At 47.2% G+C, this 21,692-nt stretch carries 21 protein-coding genes; 1 reads left to right on the forward strand and 20 read right to left on the reverse strand.

Translation table 11 applies throughout. The features are described from left to right. The 11 genes from V5298_RS10330 to V5298_RS10380 form a co-directional block, all read right to left on the reverse strand. Window positions 1–849: hypothetical protein (locus tag V5298_RS10330; RefSeq protein WP_332931384.1), on the reverse strand; the 849-nt coding region annotated here is incomplete at its 3' end. After that, window positions 849–1,544 (reverse strand): pseudaminic acid cytidylyltransferase, encoded by a 696-nt coding sequence (gene pseF / locus V5298_RS10335; protein WP_332931385.1) that lies wholly within the window; start codon window positions 1,542–1,544, stop codon window positions 849–851. The genes V5298_RS10330 and pseF, both read right to left, overlap by 1 nt. Continuing rightward, a complete protein-coding gene (gene pseC, locus V5298_RS10340) occupies window positions 1,541–2,686 on the reverse strand; it encodes a UDP-4-amino-4,6-dideoxy-N-acetyl-beta-L-altrosamine transaminase (protein ID WP_332931386.1) in 1,146 nt (381 codons plus the stop codon). Before pseC ends, pseF begins: the two co-directional genes overlap by 4 nt. After that, the gene (gene pseB / locus V5298_RS10345; RefSeq protein WP_332931387.1) at window positions 2,683–3,681 is read right to left on the reverse strand and encodes a UDP-N-acetylglucosamine 4,6-dehydratase (inverting); all 999 of its coding nucleotides are present in this window, start codon (window positions 3,679–3,681) and stop codon (window positions 2,683–2,685) included. Before pseB ends, pseC begins: the two co-directional genes overlap by 4 nt. 70 nt (window positions 3,682–3,751) lie before the next feature. After that, window positions 3,752–4,066 carry a hypothetical protein gene (locus V5298_RS10350; protein WP_332931388.1) on the reverse strand — a complete coding sequence of 105 codons (315 nt, stop codon included), beginning with the start codon at window positions 4,064–4,066 and terminating at the stop codon, window positions 3,752–3,754. Beyond that, window positions 4,063–4,491 (reverse strand): flagellar export chaperone FliS, encoded by a 429-nt coding sequence (gene fliS / locus V5298_RS10355; RefSeq protein ID WP_332931389.1) that lies wholly within the window; start codon window positions 4,489–4,491, stop codon window positions 4,063–4,065. Before fliS ends, V5298_RS10350 begins: the two co-directional genes overlap by 4 nt. Before the next feature lie 13 nt (window positions 4,492–4,504). Further along, complete coding sequence (gene fliD / locus V5298_RS10360; RefSeq protein ID WP_332931390.1) at window positions 4,505–5,950, reverse strand: flagellar filament capping protein FliD; 1,446 nt, start codon at window positions 5,948–5,950, stop codon at window positions 4,505–4,507. A gap of 13 nt (window positions 5,951–5,963) precedes the next feature. Then, the gene (locus V5298_RS10365) at window positions 5,964–6,404 is read right to left on the reverse strand and encodes a flagellar protein FlaG (protein WP_332931391.1); all 441 of its coding nucleotides are present in this window, start codon (window positions 6,402–6,404) and stop codon (window positions 5,964–5,966) included. An 80-nt stretch (window positions 6,405–6,484) separates the two neighbouring features. Continuing rightward, the gene (locus tag V5298_RS10370) at window positions 6,485–7,309 is read right to left on the reverse strand and encodes a flagellin (RefSeq protein ID WP_332931392.1); all 825 of its coding nucleotides are present in this window, start codon (window positions 7,307–7,309) and stop codon (window positions 6,485–6,487) included. A 1,234-nt stretch (window positions 7,310–8,543) separates the two neighbouring features. Then, the gene (locus V5298_RS10375) at window positions 8,544–9,371 is read right to left on the reverse strand and encodes a flagellin (protein ID WP_332931393.1); all 828 of its coding nucleotides are present in this window, start codon (window positions 9,369–9,371) and stop codon (window positions 8,544–8,546) included. Between the two features lie 352 nt (window positions 9,372–9,723). After that, window positions 9,724–10,560, reverse strand: a complete 837-nt coding sequence (locus V5298_RS10380; RefSeq protein WP_332931394.1) for a flagellin — start codon at window positions 10,558–10,560, stop codon at window positions 9,724–9,726. A gap of 222 nt (window positions 10,561–10,782) precedes the next feature. Here V5298_RS10380 and V5298_RS10385 point away from each other — a divergent pair, with 222 nt between their 5' ends. Next, the gene (locus V5298_RS10385; protein WP_332931395.1) at window positions 10,783–11,745 is read left to right on the forward strand and encodes a hypothetical protein; all 963 of its coding nucleotides are present in this window, start codon (window positions 10,783–10,785) and stop codon (window positions 11,743–11,745) included. Here the strand turns inward: V5298_RS10385 and flgL are convergent. The 9 genes from flgL to V5298_RS10430 form a co-directional block, all read right to left on the reverse strand. Then, window positions 11,738–12,964 carry a flagellar hook-associated protein FlgL gene (flgL, locus tag V5298_RS10390; protein WP_332931396.1) on the reverse strand — a complete coding sequence of 409 codons (1,227 nt, stop codon included), beginning with the start codon at window positions 12,962–12,964 and terminating at the stop codon, window positions 11,738–11,740. The two genes, V5298_RS10385 and flgL, sit on opposite strands and share 8 nt — an antisense overlap. 7 nt (window positions 12,965–12,971) lie before the next feature. Continuing rightward, window positions 12,972–15,089, reverse strand: a complete 2,118-nt coding sequence (flgK, locus tag V5298_RS10395) for a flagellar hook-associated protein FlgK (RefSeq protein WP_332931397.1) — start codon at window positions 15,087–15,089, stop codon at window positions 12,972–12,974. 28 nt (window positions 15,090–15,117) lie between these two features. Next, on the reverse strand, window positions 15,118–16,071 hold the full coding sequence (flgJ, locus tag V5298_RS10400; RefSeq protein WP_332931398.1) for a flagellar assembly peptidoglycan hydrolase FlgJ: 954 nt from the start codon (window positions 16,069–16,071) through the stop codon (window positions 15,118–15,120). Next, complete coding sequence (locus V5298_RS10405; RefSeq protein ID WP_332931399.1) at window positions 16,071–17,183, reverse strand: flagellar basal body P-ring protein FlgI; 1,113 nt, start codon at window positions 17,181–17,183, stop codon at window positions 16,071–16,073. The genes flgJ and V5298_RS10405 overlap by 1 nt, the downstream gene beginning before the upstream one ends. 9 nt (window positions 17,184–17,192) lie before the next feature. Further along, the gene (gene flgH, locus V5298_RS10410) at window positions 17,193–17,873 is read right to left on the reverse strand and encodes a flagellar basal body L-ring protein FlgH (RefSeq protein WP_332931417.1); all 681 of its coding nucleotides are present in this window, start codon (window positions 17,871–17,873) and stop codon (window positions 17,193–17,195) included. Between the two features lie 11 nt (window positions 17,874–17,884). Then, the gene (gene flgG / locus V5298_RS10415; RefSeq protein WP_332931400.1) at window positions 17,885–18,673 is read right to left on the reverse strand and encodes a flagellar basal-body rod protein FlgG; all 789 of its coding nucleotides are present in this window, start codon (window positions 18,671–18,673) and stop codon (window positions 17,885–17,887) included. Window positions 18,674–18,720: 47 nt separating this feature from the next. Then, complete coding sequence (gene flgF / locus V5298_RS10420) at window positions 18,721–19,464, reverse strand: flagellar basal-body rod protein FlgF (protein WP_332931401.1); 744 nt, start codon at window positions 19,462–19,464, stop codon at window positions 18,721–18,723. Between the two features lie 131 nt (window positions 19,465–19,595). Then, window positions 19,596–20,981 (reverse strand): flagellar hook protein FlgE, encoded by a 1,386-nt coding sequence (gene flgE / locus V5298_RS10425; protein WP_332931402.1) that lies wholly within the window; start codon window positions 20,979–20,981, stop codon window positions 19,596–19,598. A gap of 11 nt (window positions 20,982–20,992) precedes the next feature. Continuing rightward, window positions 20,993–21,685, reverse strand: a complete 693-nt coding sequence (locus V5298_RS10430; RefSeq protein ID WP_332931403.1) for a flagellar hook assembly protein FlgD — start codon at window positions 21,683–21,685, stop codon at window positions 20,993–20,995. Between the last annotated feature and the right edge of the window lie 7 nt (window positions 21,686–21,692).

Below are 21,692 nucleotides of genomic sequence, written 5' to 3' on the forward strand. Positions count from 1 at the left end.
GCTTATCACTAACGACGGTGTATTCACCGTTGCCGCTAACCATTGGGGGGCAGAAGGCACGGTAATCAGTAATTGGCTGGCTTTCAGCTTTCCTAGCGTCTCCGCCATAGCACAACGGCCATCAAAACCTGTCCATACGTATACACCTTTCGCTTCCAACAACCCTTTTACTTGTTCGCCATAGGGATAATGCCGTTCTTGTGTTCGCGCTTCTGTAGCCATCGCCACCACAGGTTTGTCCATGCTTAACAAGGCGGGATCGGCGGGCACATCAATGGCCATATCCATCGAAATATCGCTAAATCCGCAACATCGACGTAAATAGAATTCCGGGTAACCTCCTTGTACCGACACCCCATTTTCCCACCATGGGCTATGCCATTGTGCCATGCTCAACCAAGTACTTTGCATGTAATGTTCCGGGACATTCACATAATCGGCTTTTAAGGTTTGATGCTGGAATTTATCCACCAGCTCGGCCACACTCATACTCATGGTGTTACCCACCACAGGCTCACCTGCGTCTTTCAAAAAACGGGCAAGAAAACAGGGCATAAACCAGGTATCCAGATTGATGATTTGGGTATATTCCTCTCCCAAAATCGTCTCGGCTAACCCTAAAAATGTTTGCATGGCATTGACGATATTTTCCGGCCAAGCCCCTTTTTCCAATGCCATGATTTGTACATCGGGTTCAGCAAGGGCAATGATGTCTTTTCCCGCCGCATAGGTTAATAGGTGAATTTGCCCATTCGGGTATTTTTGCTTTATATGACGAATAGCGGGGATCCCCACACAGGTCACATCACCTAGCCCCAACATTCTAATTATTAAAATTTTTTCCTGCATTATTTATCCATAGATACATAGGCTCGGTACATCAATTCTGCACGCTGCCAGTCTTCAGGAGTATCGATATCCTGCACCAGATAGCGCGGAAGAATCACCGGAATACTGCTTTGTGCAAAGGTAGGCTTGCCCGTTAGCCAGGCTTCGGTTGTGCCCCAGTAAAACTGTCCGGCATCATGGTAACATTCCACCAGATCTTGAGAGCGCTTGCCCATTTGTTCCGGTTGGATAGCACTAACACCCTTTCCTTTCAGAACAATTGCCCGTTGAATAGGAAAGGGAAACGTGGTTACCGAAAACGCAAAATACATATCCGGTTCATTGGTTAGCCGCGTATACCCTTCTTGTAACTTATCAGGCTGTAAAAACGGCGCCGTGGCATAAATACAACACACGTAGTTAACGGGCCCCTTGTCTTGCTGATATTGATTGATCGCATGCTGCACCACAGGGAATGTGCCGGTTACATCATCCGCTAGGGACGGGGGGCGTCTGACGGTATAAGATACCCCGTATTTTTCTGCTATCTGGGCAATATCCTCAGAATCTGTGGATACCACAATATCATCAAAAAGCTCACTGTGTTTCGCCGCCTCGATGGAATAGGCAATTAGGGGCTTACCGGCAAATAAACGTATGTTTTTATTCGGTATACGTTTGCTCCCTCCCCTGGCAGGAATAACGGCTATATTCATCCAACCACCTCCCGTATTGTTGCAATTACTTGTTCTTGGTTTTCGACGGATAAATCCGGATATAGTGGCAGGGTGATAGCACCTTTATAATACTGTTCGCTGTGGGGAAAGTCCCCTGGCGCAAACCCCAGTTCTCGGTAATACGGATGCAGATGAATGGGAATATAGTGCACGTTCACGCCAATACCTTTAGCTCGCAAAGTATTAAAGATATGGGTGCGCTGCTGTGGCGCGACTTCTATCATGTACAGATGCCATGCACTGTTTTCATCCAGCAGCGGCCGTTTTAGCGGTAACGCGGATAATGCCTCATCATATCGCTTAGCCTTATCTAGCCGCTTAGCAATAAAGGTATCTATGCGCTTTATTTGTGCTAAACCCAGCGCAGCATGAAGATCACTTAACCGGTAATTAAACCCCAGGGTTTGCTGGGCATAAAACCAAGGCTCGTTAGCATGGCCTGTTGGCAGCTTTGCGGGATCTTTGGTAATACCATGGCTGGCATGCAAACGCAGACTGGTTTCGTAAATCGGGTTATTGGTCAACACCACACCGCCTTCGGCAGTGGTAATGGATTTAACGGGATGAAAACTGGTCACTGTCATGGCCGAATAACGGCAGGCCCCTACCCGATTACCTTCGCTATCTTTTCCCCCTAAAGCATGGGCAGCATCTTCAATGAGCAGAATATGATACGGCGCGGTTAATTGAGCAATGGCCTTCATATCACAGCTGCTACCGGCAAAATGCACAACCACTAAGGCCTTGGGCAAACGACCCCGTCTTTGCGCTTGTTGAAGTTTTTCTTCTAATGCAGCAACACAAAGATTACGGGTTTGCGGATCAATATCCACAAAATCCACATCGGCCCCACAATACCGTGCCGCGTTTGCCGATGCGGCGAAGGAATTTGGCACCGTCCACACAAGATCGCCTGCGGTCACACCTGCGGCTAAACAGGCAAGATGCAAGCCCGAAGTACCACTGTTGCACGCAACGGCGGCTTTCGCCCCGGTATAGTCACATAAACGTTGCTCAAAGGCGGGTACCTGTTGCCCTTGGGTGAGAAACTGGTTTTGCAGTACATCAACAACAGCCTGAATATCGGCCTCGTCAACAGAATGTTTACCGTAGGGGATCATGTGGCTTGTTTATCCAACTCACGAAGTGCTTCGATATCGAGGAAATGGGGGTTTTTACCTGAGTGGTATTCAAATTTTTCAGACACCGAATGACCTTTGTCACCCAGTCGATTTCGAAAATAATCGACATTTTTATCAAAGAAGGTAATGGCAGGTGCAATCACAAAGTGATCGTCAAACTCAATGGAATGATGGGCCATTTCTTCCGGCACCATAACTTCATGGAGCTTTTCACCTGGCCGAATACCGATAACATCGTAATCTCGCCCACCGCTCATGGCCTCCACCAAATCCACAATGCGGATAGAGGGAATTTTAGGCACAAATATTTCACCACCTTGCATCCGCGAAAAATTTTTCACCACAAATTCCACACCTTCATCTAAGGTGATCCAAAAGCGGGTCATCTCAGGATGGGTTACCGGTAACTTGCGTTTCCCTTCACTTAGCAATTTACGATAAAAGGGAACCACAGAGCCGCGGCTACCCACCACATTGCCATAACGCACAACAGAAAAACGGGGGCCGGTGGCACCAGACAGATTATTTGCGGCCACAAAAAGCTTATCGGACGCCAGCTTAGTCGCACCATAAAGATTTACCGGATTGGCCGCTTTGTCCGTGGACAAGGCAATGACTCGCGAGACATTATTGGCAATACACGCATCAATGACATTTTGCGCGCCATTAATGTTGGTTTTGATACATTCATTGGGGTTGTATTCTGCAGCAGGGACTTGCTTAAGGGCAGCGGCGTGAACCACGTAATCCACATCTTTCATGGCGGTAATCAGGCGATCTTTATCACGCACATCACCGATAAAATACCGCATGCAGTCTGCGTCGAAAAACTGCTGCATCTCAAATTGCTTAAGCTCATCACGGGAATAGATAATGACTTTTCGAAGCGAATAATTTTTTAGTAAATAACTGACAAACTTCCTTCCGAAGGAGCCGGTTCCGCCAGTGATGAGTATACTCTTATTATTAAACATGCGAAATTTCCACGAATAACCAGTCAACGAACCGGCGTTAAGTTAGCTGATGCAATTGCGCCTCAACATATCATTTGCGGTAGTGTTTTACCGCTTTTTGACGTTGTAAAAACTGGCTGACATCATCTTTAGCTGACTTTAGCAAAGTCTGCGCCACTTCCAGTAACTTATTATTGACGCTAAGCTCCTGCTGCGCAAAAGATTTTGCCTCTTCATCGGTTAACGACGTTAAATGAGACTGAATAAAGGCATCGCGTTGCTGAATTAAAGACAAGAGAGTCTGATACCGAGAGGCTTCGTCTTCATCGGCTAGGCACTGTAAGATGCGTTGATTGATCTCAGCAAGTGCCTGCGGTGTTAAGGAATGATTAAGTTCTGTTTTCACACGGCCTGACGTTTTTGACGCTGGGCTTCGTACGCTTCCTCTTTTGCTGCCTGAGGGATCTGTACCCATGCATCACGAATGGGAGTTAATAGGCTAATCACTTCATCTAGGATCTGCAAGTCATTCCTGACATGGGCTTCACCGGTACGCTCAATCATATAATCATACAAAGCATACATGTTTTCTGCCACTTCCCCGCCAATGTCCAAATCAAGGGTATCTCTAAGGTTCATTAATATTGCGGTAACGCGAGAAAGAAATTCAGATTTAGCCGCATACTCTTTACGCTCCATCGACCCTTTGGCATAAGCCAGTCGATCAAGTGCGCCTTGCATAAGCATCAACGTTAGTTTGTGGGGGTCTGCATTCGCAATATCTTGTTTAAGGTTACCTTTACGGTAAGCATTGATACCTGTAAGTGCCATGATAACTCCTAACTTATCCTAAGGTAGCCAGCAATGCTGAACTGGTTGAATTTAATTGTGCAACAGTTTGGTCCAAGTTTAAGTACTTATCACGTAGTACCTGTTCATAACTTGCCATGCGCAGTTCAAGGGTTTCCCGATCATCATAAACCTTTTCACGGTTATCTTTTGCCGCATTTTCTCTAACGGTTAATAAGCCGCTAGACGAGACATATTGCTCGGCAAAATCATACAGGCGCGTTGCTATACCTTCATTTTCATCGGTAAAAAGTTTCGCTATTTCATCGAAATTATCTTCCAATGCATCTTCAAGACGATCTTCCCCTGTGCCGAGGCCAAAATCAGAACTACCAATTTCGAGTTCGCCATCGGAATTGAGTTCCACACCTAATTGGAATAAACCGCCCAATGCCGATGAGGAAACGTGGCTGCCCACAATGGAGCCCATCCCTGTCATGATACCTCGCATAAGGGAATCACCGGCCAACGCGCCGTCTTCTTCCAATTCCGACTCACCATAGCGAGTCAGAGTGCCAAGTTCACTCATAACGCTATTGTAGGTATCAACAAAATCCCGAATTTTAGTTTCAAGACCTTGCTTATCATACCCAATATCCAACGTGGAAGTTTCGTAAGTCACTCCATCTGCCGCCAGAGGCGACACGTGCTCAGCTTCAAAGGACACATTCTGGATGGTGTTTTCAAATTCGTTGGTACTGCTTTCCACCACTATGCCGTCAATGGTAGCGCGAGCGTTGGTTGCTGCTGAAATATTGCTTGCGGATACCAGACCAGAAGGATTGGAACTGGACGTCGCCAGACGGTTTAATTCGGCAACGCCGGTGTCATTGACAATTTCCAGATCATTGCCTGTACCGGTAATTTCAGAGCTAAAAACGAGTTTAGGGCCGGCGGATGTGCCAGTATCAATGATGTTCGCATTGACACCAAAATTATCTTCGCTGTTATTAATAGCTTCACGTAATTCGGCCAGCGTCATCCCGGCAGAGACATTGATGGAGAAGGTATCGCCGGTGCCACCGATATTGAAGGTTAAAGAGCCCGTACCCGAAGACAGTACTGGATCACTACTATCGCTAAATGCACCATCGTCGGTAATGACACGGCTACCCTCAGCCAATTGCTCAACGGCAATTTCATAACTGCCCCGCAGTGCCGAGTTAGACGCTTCTGCGCTAATGGTCTCGATGTCTTCATCAGGATTGGTAATGGTGGGCTCACGACCGTTGATATCGGCGTCTGTACGCAATTCGTCAACGGCATCCTGAAAATCGGACAAAACGGATTTAACCTGACCTAAGCCAGATATCTCCGCTTCAACCCGTTCTTCTCGTTCGTTTAACGCCGTTTCTTTTGGCGTACGTTCCGCGTCGAGTAATTGCGTGACCAGATCGTCAAGCGCAAGTCCTGAACCAACACCTAACGATTGAATAGTCATTTGTTTACCTCATTTACACTTCGTTATTAACAAAAATCCCTACACTACCACCGATATCTTCCTGCAAATTTTTAATCCGTTCAGCGAGTTTTAACACTTCATCTGTGGGAATTTGCCGGATAACATCGCCGGAGGCTGAATCTTTTACCGTTACCACTGAACGATTGGTTTCTTCGTCCACAGAAAACGTCAAATTGCGATTCTGTACCTGAAGGAATGATTCTACCTCACGGGTAGCAGTCTCAATATCAGCCTGCTCTTGTTCCTCTGTGATCAGGTTATCGACCGATTGAGCCTGTACTTGAGCATTTTGTGCAGATTCTCCGTCATTTTTCGGCTCTTTTTTACCGCCATCAGCCTGCTCAACAGAGACAGCAGGCTTCTCCTGCAACTGTCTCTCATTGACAGGTGTAACAGCAAAATTTTGGCCAACTTGTAAATTTGCAATATCCACAGCTACCTCCTTATCTCAAATGGATTATTGGGAAGCCTAACTGACACACTTCCCAACACCGTTTAAGCATTTACTGTCTATTATCCTAGCAAAGATAAAGCAGCTTGGGGGCGTTGATTAGCTTGACTGAGCACAGAAATTGACGCCTGCTGGATAATCTGATTTCGGGTAAGCTCTGCCGTTTCAGAGGCAAAGTCGGTATCACGGATCCGTGAACGTGCAGCAGACAAGTTTTCAGAAATACTGCTGAGGTTACGAATAGTTGATTGAAAGCGATTTTGTAACGCCCCTAAATCTGCTCGCGTGCCACCAATAGTAGAGATTGCCAGATCAATGGCAGCGAGTGCCGCACTGGCTTCCGCGGCGGTGGCAATTGACAGCGACCCCACGCCCAACCCGGAAGCACCAAAACCACCGGCACGGGATAAGTTAATGCTGATTGACTGTCCGGCATTCGCGCCTACCAAAAACGTAGCCGAGTATGTGCCTGTTAGCAAATCCACACCACCAAACTGGGTATCGGTAGAAATACGGGAGATTTCCGTTTGCAGCGCAGCAACTTCTTTTTGCAGTGCCGCACGGTCTGCTGAACTGTTAATCCCACTTTGAGACTGCACCGCCAATTGACGAATACGTTGCAAGCTGGTGGTCACCTCGGAAAGGGCGCCTTCTGAAGTTTGTGCCAAAGAAATGGCATCATTGGCGTTACGCACTGCCTGGTTTAACCCCTGTACCTGTGTAGTTAGGCGATCAGAAATTTGCAAACCCGCAGCATCATCAGCCGCACTGTTAATGCGAAAACCTGATGATAAGCGTTCAAACGACGTATTCAACTTATTGTTTACATCAAAAAGCTGACGCTGTGCGTTCAGAGAAGATGCATTAGTATTTACATATAAAGACATTAGAATACCTCCTAGGGAATTGACGTAACCAAAGTCACAATCAAGTCCTTCCAGTTCAGGTTTGCCGGGTCACTACTCCCGATAAACCCCTCATTGTTAATGCTTATTAGCATCACATTTAAGTAATTAAATTACCCCTCAACTATAGTTATCGACCATTCCTTGAGTTTCTTTAGTTTTTTTATTAAAAAAATAAAAATATTTTAACCCGTTGATTTATAAACATAATTTTTTATTTTTTCGCGAAATAGATTGAACAGCATGATTTAAACGCCCTATTTTTAGTTTCCGGGCGATAATTTTTGTGCAAAATAGAAGGGTATAAAAAGAAGATGGTAAGTTTCGTTCGCAATACCTAATAACATCACCGCCAACAAATTGACGAGCGTTTTGGCATAGGATGTGCTTATAAATTAGTAGCGTGAGATGGCGCGGGTTGTTTTGGCATAAAAATAAAAAAGGCCGGAACAAATGTCCCGGCCAATTTTGCTCACGTTAGGAGTTAGAGCAAAACTTAAAAATGTTTCCAGTCGGCTGGCAGGATAATTAGTAGAATTAACTGGCCTCTCAACCACTCTTCTACCTCTCAGTCCTGTTAGCCGGCGTTTTATTCAACCAGCCCCCCATTACGGGGGACTTGGCTTGGGCGGCCTCTCAACTCCTTCCCATATTTCAGTGTAGTACATTTCCCCAACTAATCTATTTTAGACACACCGTATTAAAATAATTTTTTATCGGTCTCTATAGACATGGTCGTTGTCGGCATTGGCACTTGTGGTCATCGGTGGGAGAAAGTTGCCGCTAACAAGGCATAACTTCGTACCACTCCTGCGCTTTTTTGCCGCTTTAGGAAACATCTAACGTATTAGACAGTTGAAGAGAATTTTTCGTCACGCTTACCCAACGTATAATCCCTCTTTCCTAACCAACTGCCTTGACGCTTACGCTTGTAGCGTAACTCACTTAAGAATACACATCGTGGGCAATTATCAAAATATGGCACACGCTGTGCTTATTAGTATATGTCGATGTTAAAACATTGACACTTCCGGGTCACTCCCGGATGTTCCAGGCAAAGCTTGCTTTGCTCTAGCTGACAGGCGGGTATGTTGTTCCAGACCTCATACCTCTCACTACCTCCTGGCTTCGTTCTCGCCAGTCAGCGCCCCATCTTTTTACTCTGCAACAAGCCTATTAATCCCTATTTTTATCTAAGCTTCCTTGCTCAGTATCATTATTGCAGTAAGCTCAATGCCGCTTGAGGGCGTTGATTTGCCTGGCTCAATACCGTAGTACTGGCCTGCTGAAGAATTTGATTTCGTGTCAATGACGCTGTTTCCGTTGCAAAATCCGTATCTCTAATGCGAGAACGTGCCGCAGACACATTTTCTGAAATATTCGACAAGTTACGAATGGTTGACTGAAAACGGTTTTGAATGGCACCGAGATCCGCCCGTTTCGCATCAACAATGGAAATTGCTGAGTCCACAGCGGCTAATGCGGCAGAAGCTAAATCTTCGGTCAACACCGACGTATCGCTGGTGCCGGTTAAACCCACAAAGCCAAAGCCATTTTCCCGGGATATATTGACACCAATTGTCTGGCCTGCGTTTGCCCCCACCAAAAACGATGATGAGAAACTGCCATTTAAAATATCCACGCCCCCAAATTGCGTGGTAGACGCGATTCGAGAAATTTCTGTTTTAAGTGCTGATACTTCTTTTTGTAGTGCCAAGCGATCCGCAGAAGAGTTAATACCGTTTTGCGATTGAATCGCCAAAACGCGAATTCTCTGTAAAGCGGTAGTAATTTCCTGCATCGCACCTTCAGCAGTTTGCGCCAATGAAATTCCATCGTTGGCATTTCGTACCGCCTGATCAAGCCCCATAATTTGGGACGTCATACGATCAGATATTTGCAAGCCTGCAGCATCATCAGCGGCACTGTTAATACGAAAACCCGATGACAAACGCTCAAAGGCCGTATCAAGATTATTACCCGTGTTAAACAGTTGACGCTGTGCATTTAAAGAGGACACATTGGTATTAACAAATAAACTCATTTCTCTATCTCCTAACTATTTGGATTACATCACTATTTTTATTTTTTGCGTGATATATTTCGTTTTGCTTATTATTGTTTTTATTCGCTTATCGAGGTGCTGAATTTGATTTTTTTAGTTTCAGTCCCCGATGCTTTATGTATCGTACAAAGAGGCAAAATCCTTTAGTTATTTTTTTGCAATATTTGTCATCTCACGGGTAAAACATTCGTTATCTTTTGATTTTCCAAAAAAAAGCCGGACATAAAGTCCGGCTTTTTAATCTTCAATATGGGTAAGAGTTATACGCTCTCACACTTTGGGACCTCAGAGTCACTACCTCCTGGCTTCACTCCCCAGTATTAGTGAATAATTAACCTAATAACTGTAAAGCTGATTGAGGACGCTGATTAGCCTGTGACAATACGGTTGTACTTGCCTGTTGGATAATCTGGTTACGTGTCAATTCAGCGGTTTCTGAAGCAAAGTCAGTATCACGGATACGTGAACGAGCAGCAGAGACGTTTTCAGAAATACTGCTTAAGTTACGGATAGTGGACTGAAAACGGTTTTGCAACGCACCTAAGTCAGCACGTACGCCACCAATGGCAGAAATTGCGCCGTCTACCACACTTAACAATGCAGAAGCACCTGCAACATCAGCAACCGTACCACCGGTTAGGCCTAAGCCACCGGCACTAAATCCGTTAAGACCGGCCAGATTAATAGCAGAAAGGTTTACAGAAATCGTTTGACCGGCATTGGCCACCAAAAACTGAGCAGAAAAACCACCGGTCAGAATATCCACGCCGTTAAATTGCGAATCAGTGGAAATTCGCGTAATTTCAGTGGCAAGTGCAGATACTTCTTTTTGCAGTGCTAAACGGTCAGCAGAGCTGTTAATACCGTTTTGTGATTGTACCGCCAATTGGCGAATACGTTGTAAAGCTGTGGTGGTTTCATCCAACGCGCCTTCCGCTGTTTGCGACAGTGAGATCGCATCATTAGCGTTACGCACGGCTTGGTTTAAACCTTGGATTTGGGATGTCATTCGATCGGTAATTTGTAGACCGGCGGCATCATCTTTTGCGCTGTTGATTCTAAAACCAGAAGACAAGCGCTCAAATGACGTGCCTAAAGAATTACTCACGTCGAATAACTGACGTTGTGCGTTCAATGCAGACACATTGGTATTAACATACAAAGACATAAGTCTCTCCTAACACTCTCAGTCCAGCAGGGCTGGCTGCCGGGACTTCCGGCGATTACAATTAGTAGTCACCATAACCTGAGGGGTAAATGATGAACTGGCTCTCTCGTAACTTTTATCGACTGTTTGCCACATCCCTTTAATATAAATTCACTTAAATTGCCGACAGGCGGCATAAAGTTGCCGCCTGTCGCACTTAACACCTTGGTTTTCTGATAAATTATGAAAGAAGAAAAATTTCTTACATTGCAGGATATACATCGCGTATCGGGGCGAGGGAGCCACGCAGCCTTTACCGATCTGATTTCCTTTGACGGTAATTTATTGTGTTGTTACCGCATCGCGAGTAATCACATCAGTGGTGATGGCAGCCTTGAAATCGCACGACTCACCCACGACGGACAGGTGTTACAACGCAAGCGTATCCGTAAACACAACGCCGATTTACGGGATCCCAAACTCTCGGTGGACGGCAACGGACGTCTGTGGCTCATCGCCTTTGCCCGTTTCCAGGCGGTGGACGACAAACACGAACATACCCAAATGTTAAGCTGGTTTTCCGATAACGGGCGCACCTGGTCTTCTGACCATGCATTTGGCGACAATCACTGGTGGTTATGGCGTATTGCGTGGCAAGATCAACAGGCATTCGGGTTGGCCTACCATCGCCCCTTACAACAATTGGATCTGTGTATCGGTCATCCCCATCAACAAATGGTCAGACAAACAACACCGGCGATGAGCTTAAAACGGGACAAACTCGGTTATCCCAACGAAAGTGCGCTGATATTTGGAGAAAACAAGCGGATTTATGCCCTAGTAAGACGGGATGCCGATACCTTTAGTGCCCAATTGGGTGTCAGTCAGGCCCCCTACAGCCAATGGCAGTGGCGAGATTTAAACACCTATATTGGCGGCCCTGAGATGCTTCCCTTAACACCGCATACGGCATTAGTCGCGGGAAGAGACTGGACAGGCAGTGCCTTTAAGACACAGCTGTGGCTATTAGATTTACACACTGCCAAGCTAACAGCCCTACTGACTTTACCCAGTGGCAAAGACAACAGCTATCCGGGCATGGTCATTGATAACGACGATCTGTATGTGTCTTACTATTCGGGGCATCGCGACAACCAGACACGGGTGTATCTGGCTCATATCACGGGGATTGAACAATTTACGTAATATAATTAAATAAGGACAAATTCGACACTTTAGGAAAGGTAGCCAGCGCCGCGCTCAGCGCCGCCTCTTGCTTAGCGAATTCGGCAGAGGCTTCAGCGTAATCCGTTTCCTCAATGGAGGCCCGTGCATCTTTTGCCGCTATTTCTAAATCCAGATTAGTGCCATAGATGGACTCGGCAACATTCAATCGTCCGCCCAATGAGGAACGTTCTAGGCGTATTTTTTCCATACCATTGTCTAATCCCACCAGCGCATCACTGATGGCATCAGTAAGATCATCACCGGTTAAGGATTCATTAATCAGTTGATTTGCAATGTCGTTAAGGGTTTCGGCCACATTCTTTTTCTCCGGCTCCCTGAGACTAAAATCCACCGTATCGCCAGGGACGCCCGTTACCGTATAGGTCATGCCTTCAATGGTAAAAGGTTCCCCTGAACTAAACTCCGCCTCACCGACCACATCGCCGGTGCCCACATTGGTCAGTTGTACCTGACCGGAGGTCAAAATTTCCAGCTGAAAATCATTATTTGACGGTGTTGAACCATCATAATATTGATTGAAAAACGAATCGAAGGTGCCCTGCTCTTCTACTCTCGCGGCATCTACCATTGCCCCAGTACTGCCAGTGACATCAAAATTAAACCGCGCCAGTACGTTGCCAAATATTTCCTGACCCGAGGTGCTGCGTTGTACTGTTACACTGTCGGATAAAGCAACACTGGTGTCGCCATTGTCACCGTTAAAGGTAATGGCATTGCCTGACTCCGCAGGATTAAAGGTAAATGCCTGTTGCTGGGACTGGTGGCCGGAGTAGATATAATTGCCACTGGCATCTTGAGTATTCATAAGGTCTAGGACCTCATTGCGGATCTGCTCTAATTCCACGCCAATGGCGCGCTTATCTTCATCCGACATGATCCCGGAACCCGCCTGAACAATCAGGGTTCTTGCACTTGTCAAAGAAGAATTAATATTGTTAAGCACCGTATCTTGCTGCTCTAGGGCGTTGGTCAATAAGTCATTATTGCGTTGAAATTGAGTCAGCTTATCTAATTGTTCAGTGATCCGGATCACACTGGCTGCACCAACCGGATCGTCACTGGGACGATTGATTTTTTTCCCTGTGGACAAGGCTTCCTGGGTTTGAGTCATGTCTTTTTGATTATCCATGATGGCACGGATATTCTGGTCATAAATCTGATTGGTGGTGATCCGCATTATCTGTTTACCTCGCTGCTGCCAGAATCGTATCAAACAATTCTTGTGCTGTAGTCAGTATACGCGCTGCGGCGGCATACGTTTGTTGATAACGTACTAAGTTTGCCGCTTCTTCATCAAGGCTGACGCCAGAGGTGCTATCAAACCAATTTTCCGACTGCACCTTCATGGCTTCGGCGGCATCCAGTGAAATCTGGGCCGTCGCTGAGCTTTCTCCTATCCGACCCACTAAAGAAGAATACGCATCATGGAAGGTGCGTAGCTGATTGGCACTATCGCTACTCAGCTGTACCATGCCTTCTTTTTGCAGTTGGGCTAAGTCTAACGCATTGGCATTATCTGCCACGCCGTTAGTATTATAACTAATGTTAAAACTATCGCCGGCAACAGGTACGCCGCTTAGGCTTAAATCATAGCCTGGGTAATCATCCAACGCACTAAATGCGGCAGGCCAAGCTGGGCTGCTGCCACTGGCTTTCGCTTGTGAAAGTAAGTTCTCGTAGTCGGTCACACCACTGACCTGGGTAATCAGATTACCGGCGTTATCCAGCACCTCAAAATCAGAGCTAGAAGTAAATACAATTTGCGCCGGTGCGCCTACGGTGCCACCCGGTGCGCTACTGGCATCATGAATACCACCAGCACCATCAAATGCTGACGCATCCGCACCTAGGCTGCTGTCCACCACCGTATTAGAGATATGGACGGTACTCACCGTGGCATCGCCCAAGTTCCCCGCATCGGGATCCGCTCTTAGGGGAGAGGCAAAAGCCAAATCTTCAGGACGTTGGGTCGCTAAGGCTAAATCAGAAGCGGCAAATTTAGTGGGCTGAATTAAAAATTCGTTACCGGCATCGTAACTGGCCACACTATCAAATTCGATTTCTATACCGCCAGGCAATTCGTTAAAGCCTGCGCCAACACTGATACCTGTGTATTCAACGTTATTCCCTTGGGCATCCTGTTTGGGTGTGCCATCACTGTTTAGCAACGTTAGGGTGACAGAGGTAGGAAAATTAGTGCCGTCTACCGATTCAATGGTCACCTTGTAATCCGCATCGGTAAGCTGGGCGGCTTCCCCCGGTGTTACCCGTGCCGCAACGGGTAAATCGTTGGGCGTTCCTTCATAGTTCAGACCGCTAAAAGTCGGTAGCGCAAAAATATCGCCACCGAGTTGTAAATCCAAATCCATACCAAGATGGTTTTGGGTATTTACCGCATCGGCCATCGCCAGAGCCATTTGTCCAATATCCCGCTGGGCTGGCCCTAACATCTCATCGCGAAAACGAAATAGCCCTCCCAGGGTACCGCCAAGACTGTCTTCGGCAATATTTAAACTGGTATTGTCTTTGTTTTCAAAATCCGTCGTTAACTGCAGTTCTTTGAAAGTGAGATCGGCATCATTGCCGAGTTCAAATAAATTAAAAGAACCGTCTTCCAGAACCAAAGATTCCCCGGAAGATAAATTCACCACCGCCGAGCCGTACTGATTTTCTCGTACCTCAATAGACATTAACTCAGCTAATTCATTGATGGCTTTGTCCCGTTGATTAAGCAGAACAGAAGGCTCGTTATCACTGCCGCCTTTGGCCGTCATGACCGCAGAATTCAGATCGCCAATACTTTTTATCAGGCTATTAGCCCGCTGAACTTCACTGGTAAATTGAAGATTTAACTCATCTTCTTTGGCTTCCATAAACTCCGACAAGGTTTGCATTCTCGACACCAAACCTGTGGCCTCCCCAAGTACCGCTTCACGGGAGGCAAGATTTGTCGGATCATCGGCGGCAGTTTGCATAGAGGCAAAAAACTGACTTAAACCGTCGGCAATGGAATTGGCTTCACTTGCCAGTATATTGTCCAATGAGGAGGTTTTCTCCACGTAGGTTTCCAGTTCGCCCACCGAGGTTATATCTCTGCGTAGTTGGTTTTGGGCAAAGGTACTGATGACCCGTTCTGTGGTGCCTTGACCTACCCCGCCTAAAGTATTGCTTTTAAATACCGTCTGTTCACGAACGTAGCCGTCCGTATTGACGTTGGCAATATTGTTGGACGTGGTATTAAGCAGTTGACTACTAGCATTCACGCCCGATTTAGCGATATTAAACAGATCAGTTCGAATCATTTGTATCGTCTCCCGCTAACGCAGATGTTCACGGCTGATACCCCTGAACTGTCTCGCTACGGTATACCGCCATCACTTTCTCAGCGTACTGAGGATCAGTGGCATACCCAGCTTGTTGAAGGGCCTGAAAGTATTGCTGCGTATCGTCTTTTGAGGCCATCGCTTGTTGGTATCGACCCTGAGATTGAACAAAGTTCACATAATCATTAATGCCACTTTCCAGCGACGGATATTGACGAAATGCCGCTTTTCGTCTTTCGGGCACCCCTTGATCAAATTCGATGGTATCCACCACCGCCTGTTCACCCTGCCAACGGCTATCGGCTTTAATGCCAAATAAATTGTTAGTACTGTTACCCTCGCCATCATGAATCACATAGCGTCCCCAGCCGGTTTCCACCGCCGCTTGGGCAATAATCGCTTTGGCGTCAGTTCCCAGCGTATCGGCAGCTTTTTGTGCATAAGGATAGATGGCTTCAACAAAGGCTTCGGGGCTATCAAACATAGCGTCTTTGTAGGCCGATAAGGTGCCTTTTGAGGCCGACTCAAGGACAGTCTCCTGGGCCATATGTCGCTGTTGTTCTACCGGTCGGTTTAGTGATGGCAAATTACCATCGGCACGCACGGTACTGGCAGGCCGATAGTTGGGGTCCTGCTGGCCCAGTTGCTTAACAATTAAATCCGCCAGCCCCATACCACCATTACTGGACAAATCCACCGCCAGTTGCTGATCGTGCATATCCCGATAAAACTTCACCTGTTCAGAATTAAAGGGGCTATCTTTATCGGCCAGTGCATCTTGTGCTTTACGCATGGATTTAAGCATCATCTGCACAAAGATGGCTTCAAACTGTTGCGCCGCTTCTTGCAGCACCTTGCCATCCCCTTTTGCAATGGCTTCACGCAAGTTATTCAGCCCGCCAATATCATTGACATTGCGGGCCATTTCAAGCTGGCTTTGAGCTGTGCTTTGCATATCCATCAGATAATTACCAATTCGCCGCGTAAGGCGCCGGCCTGACGCAGTGCCTCTAAAATTGCCATCAGATCACCGGGTGCTGCGCCCACTTCATTCACCGCTCTGACGAGCTGATCCAGTGTGGCGCCGGGCTCAAATTTAAACATTCTACTATCGGCCATATCCACATCCACAATGGATTGGGTTGTCACCACCGTATCGCCATCGGCCAAAGCATTTGGCTGAGACACCTGCTGATTTTCAGAAATGGTAACGGTTAATCCGCCATGGGTAATGGCCGCCGGTAATAAACGGACATTCTGGCCGATGACAATGGTGCCGGTTCGGCTGTTAATAACCACTCTGGCCGGCGCATCTGCCGGTTCAAATTCAAAATTCTCCACCGTGGCTAAAAAGCCCACGCGCTGACCCACATCCCGGGGTGCCGTTACCCGTACTGACGCAGCATCAATAGGCGTTGCGATGGTATAACCTTGATCAGGCTGAGCCCCTAATCGTTCGTTAATGGTATCGGCAAGGCGTTTGGCGGTGGAAAAATCCGGATAATGCAGATTCAGGGTAAGACTATCACCATTGGCGAAGCCTGACGGTACCGCTTGTTCCACAAAGGCGCCATTTGGAATACGGCCTACGGTGGGCGTGTTCACTACAATGCGTGAACCGTCTCCGCCCTGGGCACCGAAACCACTCACAACCAGACTCCCCTGAGCCACAGCATAAACTCTACCGTCAACACCCCGTAAAAAAGTTTGCAGCAAGGTGCCACCTTGTAAACTACTGGCTTCACCTACCGAAGAAACTGTGACATCAATGGTTTGGCCGGGTTTAATAAAGGCTGGCAACTCGGCGTGTACGGCAACCGCCGCCACATTTTTAATTTTTGGTTTGGTATCAGGGTCAAGGCTAATACCAAAATTGCTTAACATGGTGCGAAAGCTCTGCTCGGTAAACGGGCTTTGTTCGCCCGTTCCCGGCAAACCCACCACCAGACCATAGCCCACCAATTGGTTGCTTCGTACGCCTTGTATACTTGCCACGTCTTTAATGCGCTGGGCGGCAGAGAACGCAGAAAAACTTAACGCCAGCAACACAATCATTGTTTTTACAGCAGACATAACCCTCTCCTAAAACGGCCAGATATCAGAGGTGAAAAAACGAGTAAGCCAGCCTTTTTCCTGAGCGCGGGCAAAACTGCCTGTACCACTGTACTGGATACGGGCATTGGCAATTTTTGTTGATACAATTTCATTTTCCGGGCTGATATCCGCAGGACGTATAATGCCTGTGAGGCGTATATACTCGTCACCGTGGTTAAGGGTGAGCCACTTTTCGCCGCGGATCACCAGATTTTGGTTCGGCATCACGTCCACCACGGTTACGGAAATCGCACCGGATAAACTGTTGCTTTGATTGGCCGTGGCATCACCACTAAATTCGTTGGTGGAGTCGATACCCAACTGGATAGATTGACCGCCAATATTAACGCCATTACCGCCTAACCCCGTAATGGGTTGTAAGTCGATACCGGTTTCTTTGGTGGTTTCGGTATTGGCAGATTTGGACGCCGCGGTGTTTTCACTTAAGGTTACCGTGATAATGTCGCCCACCCGCCTTGCCGTCACATCCGAATACAGGCTGTTTGCCATTAAGGGACGAAACAAAGCCCCATCCTCGGCAATCTGCTCACGAGGAATATCAGGTATCACTGGCGCAAAAGCAGGATCGTTGGCTTGCACAGGAGGCTGGGATGTACTGGCACACCCCGCTAACAACATAACACCTGCTATCACAATGATATTCCGCATCACATTACCCATTAGAGTTGCTGAATTACTTGCCCAAGCATCTGATCCACAGAAGAGATGACCTTGGAGTTCATTTCATACAAACGCTGACTTTCGATAAGATTGACCAGTTCTTCTGTCACATTCACGTTGGAAGTTTCCAAGGTGCCCTGTGCAATGGTTCCCAGTCCTTCTAATCCGGGCACCCCTTCAATGGGAGCACCGCTGGATGCGGTTTCCACGTATAAGTTCTGTCCCATCGGCTGTAATCCGGTGGGATTGACAAAATCAGCGAGGTTAATCTGGCCTAATACTTGTGCTTCGGCTTCGCCCCGCACGGTGGCTGATACTTCGCCATCCTGAGAGATGGTTATTTGCTGGGCATCTTCCGGCACGGTGATTTCAGGCTGCAGTAAAAAGCCGGCACCCGAGGTCACAATTTGCCCTTCATCATTCATGGTAAACTGCCCGTTTCGGCTATAAGCGATGGAGCCATCAGGCTGAAGAATTTCGAAATAGCCACGACCCTGAATAGACATATCAAGGGCGTTATCGGTAGTCAGCAAATTACCCTGAGTATGGGCTTTTTGTGTCGCCACCACCTTGGAACCTGAGCCTAGCATAAGCCCCGAGGGTAACTCAGTGTCTGCCGAAGAGCGGCCGCCGGGCTGGTTAATATTCTGATAGAGTAAATCCTCAAAGATGGCTCTATCTTTCTTAAAGCCCACCGTTGAGGCGTTGGCCAGGTTATTGGACACCACTGACACATCAGTTTGTGCGGCATCTAAACCCGTTTTACTTATCCATAACGCTGGATGCATAAGAACCTCCTAACGTCCCCAGTATTGAGGAGCGTGACGTAAAATAATTAAATAATGCGCAATAGAGCATTGCCGCGCGTTGATAGCTCATCGGCCTGTTTCATCAGCTTTACCTGCATCTCATAATGCCTTTGCAAGCTCATCATATTGACCATCTCATCCACCGCATTCACATTGGAGCCTTCCAACATGCCGGTGCGCACACTGACATTGACGTCAGCGGGGGCCACAGAACCATCTTTAGTACGAAACAGACCATCGTATCCTTTCTCAAGATTCGCCAGATCCGGATTCACCAATTTCAGTCTTCCCACTTCTTCCGACACATTTTCGGGCGCGCCAACCGGGCGGGTAGAAATGGTGCCATCAAGAGAAATATTTAAATTGTCCAACGGCACCGGCAAATAAATAGGCCCGTTATCGCCCATAACCATATTGCCGTGCATATCAGTGAGCATGCCGTTTGCGCCTAACTGAAAGCTGCCATCACGGCTATAGCCTTCCTGTCCATCGGGAGTCTGCATGGCAAACCAACCTTCCCCTTGAATAGCCACATCAAGATCACGGTTCGTTTGTATCATGGGCCCAGATTCAAAATTACTGGCGGGACTTTCAGTCATAGAAAATACGCGAGTCGGCAAACCTTCGCCGTATGCCGGCATTGCTCTTGCCTGTTCGAGCTGGGCTCGAAATCCGTTTGTCTGGGCATTCGCCAGATTATTGGCGCGTACACCCGTTGCCAATAGGTCTTGTTTGGCGCCGCTTGCAGCAATATAGAGTAATTTATCCATGACTGACTTTTGACGTTTTATTGCACTTACCTATAACTGTGCAATTCAAATGCCAAGAGTGTGTAGAAAAGAGGCAAACAACAAAAAGGCCGCAGAAGCGGCCTTAGACTATCGATTAGCGCAGCAAGCCCTTATCGAATATTAAGGATGGTTTGATTTAACTGGTTGTTCACTTCTAAGGCCCGAGAACTCGCTTGGAAGTTACGTTGAGCAACGATCAAGTCAATAAGTTCAGTGGTCAAGTTAACATTCGCCTGTTCAAGGGAGGATGAATTGATATCACCGAAAGTCCCGGTTGTGGCTTCACCGGCTAACGCTTCCCCTGATTCAATGGATTCTTTCCATTGAGTACTGCTTTGTTGGGTTAATCCCTGCTCATTGGCAAATCGGACTAGGGCGACCCTGACAATGGGTTCAGAGGTACCGTTAGAAAACGTGGCTCTAACCAAACCATCGGTGCCGATATCGATACCGGTCAAACGCCCCACCGGTAAACCATCTTGCTCCAACGACGTCACTTCAAAGTCGGAGGCATACTGGGTGGGCTCGGTAGTAGTGGCAGAAGTAGGATCTAAATTAAAATCGATGGCAATTTGTTGGGTAGGATCAGACCCATTGGCCAAGATCGTATCACCTAGCGCTTCGGTCTGGATTTTATAATCCGTGGAGGTTAATCCGTCAGGCGATTCAATACCAATAAAGTCACCGCCCTGACTAAAGGACAATTTTGCCGCTGTTACCGGATAACCGGAACTGGTACCGACTGTATTTGCCGCCGTGGCAGTATCTGAATCCGTGCCGTCTGAGTTCACTAAATCCACCAGTTCATCATCAACAGCGGTGGCCACGTACCAATCATTGGTGGTGGTGGCATCAGGATCTTTAATAAAGTAATAGGTCATAACATGGCTATCACCTAATGAGTCATACACAGTTACCGACGTAGCCGCATTGTAGGAGGTGGGATCATCGGGGTTAAATTGCGCCGGATCCAGCGCCTGATCACCTGCTGGCAGGTTCATGCGAATATCCACTTCAGAGGTTTGCTGAGGCGAGCCGGATGAATCAGGAATACGTACGGGTTCGGTGGTACTTAATGCCACCGAGGAACTGGTGCCATCAGAGTTAACAGGAAATCCAAGTAAGTTGTCGCCATTGCTGTTTACCACAAAATTGTCTTCGTCCAATTTAAACTGACCTGCCCGTGTGAAAGAGAAATCCCGTGAGGTGATCTCTGGCACAGTGGCAAAAAAGCCGTTGCCGGTAATGGCTAAATCCAATGCCGTATTGGTAAACTGCAAGCTACCTTGTGAAAACTGCTGGGCGACATCCTGGGTTAACACACCGTCGCCCACTTTGGTTTTACCGCTAGCAAGTAAAGAAGAGGCATAAACATCACCGAACTCAGCTCGGGATTCCTTAAAACCTACTGTATTGACGTTCGCTATATTATTGGCGGTCACGTCCAAATCTTTTTGCGCGGCAGAAACACCACTTAGTGCGATATTAAATGACATAGTATTTTCTCCTATTCACTGCCAATTTGGATGACGTCATTAAGACTAATGCTCACATCACCCGCCAAATTTAAAACAATACCTTGATTACTGCCGGTCATACTTACGCTGCCCACATGCCGGTTTACCGCTATAGGCACTGAGGTGCCTTCACCATCCACGGTACCGTTGGCACTAATGACATAGTCACCGGCAGGCATGGCTTCCCCATTGGTGTTGGTGCCATCCCAATTAAACTCAATGTTTCCTGCCCCCTGGGTACCGGCATTAATGGTTTTCACGATTTCGCCATATTGATTCTCAATGGTTATCGTCAAATCTTGTACTGTTTGGTCATTGACCAACACACCGCTAAAACCGGCGCCTTCTTCAGGCATATAACCGATGTTGCCTTCCACCAGTACATTCTGACCAATTAAGCTGGACGCCTGTAGTGCCTGATTTGACGTCATTGATTCAGCAAAAGACTCAAACTTCTGATTTAATTGCTCAATGCCATCGGCCATGGTAAATGACGTCATCTGCGCAACCATTTGATCGTTATCCACCGGCTTGGTGGGATCTTGATTCGCCAATTGCTCAGTTAACAATGAAAAGAAATCTTCCTGGCTGAGGCGTTGTTCACTGCCATCGGCAACAGCAACCCCCTCGTCCTGCCAGTAAAGTTCTGATGTTAAACCGGCATCATTTGAAATTGTGCTCACTGAAATA

Origin of the sequence: Alteromonas sp. 14N.309.X.WAT.G.H12 (assembly GCF_036697315.1) — a bacterium.
Classification (GTDB): domain Bacteria; phylum Pseudomonadota; class Gammaproteobacteria; order Enterobacterales; family Alteromonadaceae; genus Alteromonas.

Bases quoted from the DNA above. Each gene is read 5' to 3' on its own strand.
- pseF (WP_332931385.1), bottom strand. From the start codon at position 1,544: ATGAATATAGCCGTTATTCCTGCCAGGGGAGGGAGCAAACGTATACCG.
- pseC (WP_332931386.1), bottom strand. From the start codon at position 2,686: ATGATCCCCTACGGTAAACATTCTGTTGACGAGGCCGATATTCAGGCT.
- pseB (WP_332931387.1), bottom strand. From the start codon at position 3,681: ATGTTTAATAATAAGAGTATACTCATCACTGGCGGAACCGGCTCCTTC.
- fliS (WP_332931389.1), bottom strand. From the start codon at position 4,491: ATGGCACTTACAGGTATCAATGCTTACCGTAAAGGTAACCTTAAACAA.
- fliD (WP_332931390.1), bottom strand. From the start codon at position 5,950: ATGACTATTCAATCGTTAGGTGTTGGTTCAGGACTTGCGCTTGACGAT.
- V5298_RS10370 (WP_332931392.1), bottom strand. From the start codon at position 7,309: ATGTCTTTATATGTAAATACTAATGCATCTTCTCTGAACGCACAGCGT.
- V5298_RS10375 (WP_332931393.1), bottom strand. From the start codon at position 9,371: ATGAGTTTATTTGTTAATACCAATGTGTCCTCTTTAAATGCACAGCGT.
- V5298_RS10380 (WP_332931394.1), bottom strand. From the start codon at position 10,560: ATGTCTTTGTATGTTAATACCAATGTGTCTGCATTGAACGCACAACGT.
- V5298_RS10385 (WP_332931395.1), top strand. From the start codon at position 10,783: ATGAAAGAAGAAAAATTTCTTACATTGCAGGATATACATCGCGTATCG.
- flgL (WP_332931396.1), bottom strand. From the start codon at position 12,964: ATGCGGATCACCACCAATCAGATTTATGACCAGAATATCCGTGCCATC.
- flgK (WP_332931397.1), bottom strand. From the start codon at position 15,089: ATGATTCGAACTGATCTGTTTAATATCGCTAAATCGGGCGTGAATGCT.
- flgJ (WP_332931398.1), bottom strand. From the start codon at position 16,071: ATGGATATGCAAAGCACAGCTCAAAGCCAGCTTGAAATGGCCCGCAAT.
- V5298_RS10405 (WP_332931399.1), bottom strand. From the start codon at position 17,183: ATGTCTGCTGTAAAAACAATGATTGTGTTGCTGGCGTTAAGTTTTTCT.
- flgH (WP_332931417.1), bottom strand. From the start codon at position 17,873: ATGCGGAATATCATTGTGATAGCAGGTGTTATGTTGTTAGCGGGGTGT.
- flgG (WP_332931400.1), bottom strand. From the start codon at position 18,673: ATGCATCCAGCGTTATGGATAAGTAAAACGGGTTTAGATGCCGCACAA.
- flgF (WP_332931401.1), bottom strand. From the start codon at position 19,464: ATGGATAAATTACTCTATATTGCTGCAAGCGGCGCCAAACAAGACCTA.
- flgE (WP_332931402.1), bottom strand. From the start codon at position 20,981: ATGTCATTTAATATCGCACTAAGTGGTGTTTCTGCCGCGCAAAAAGAT.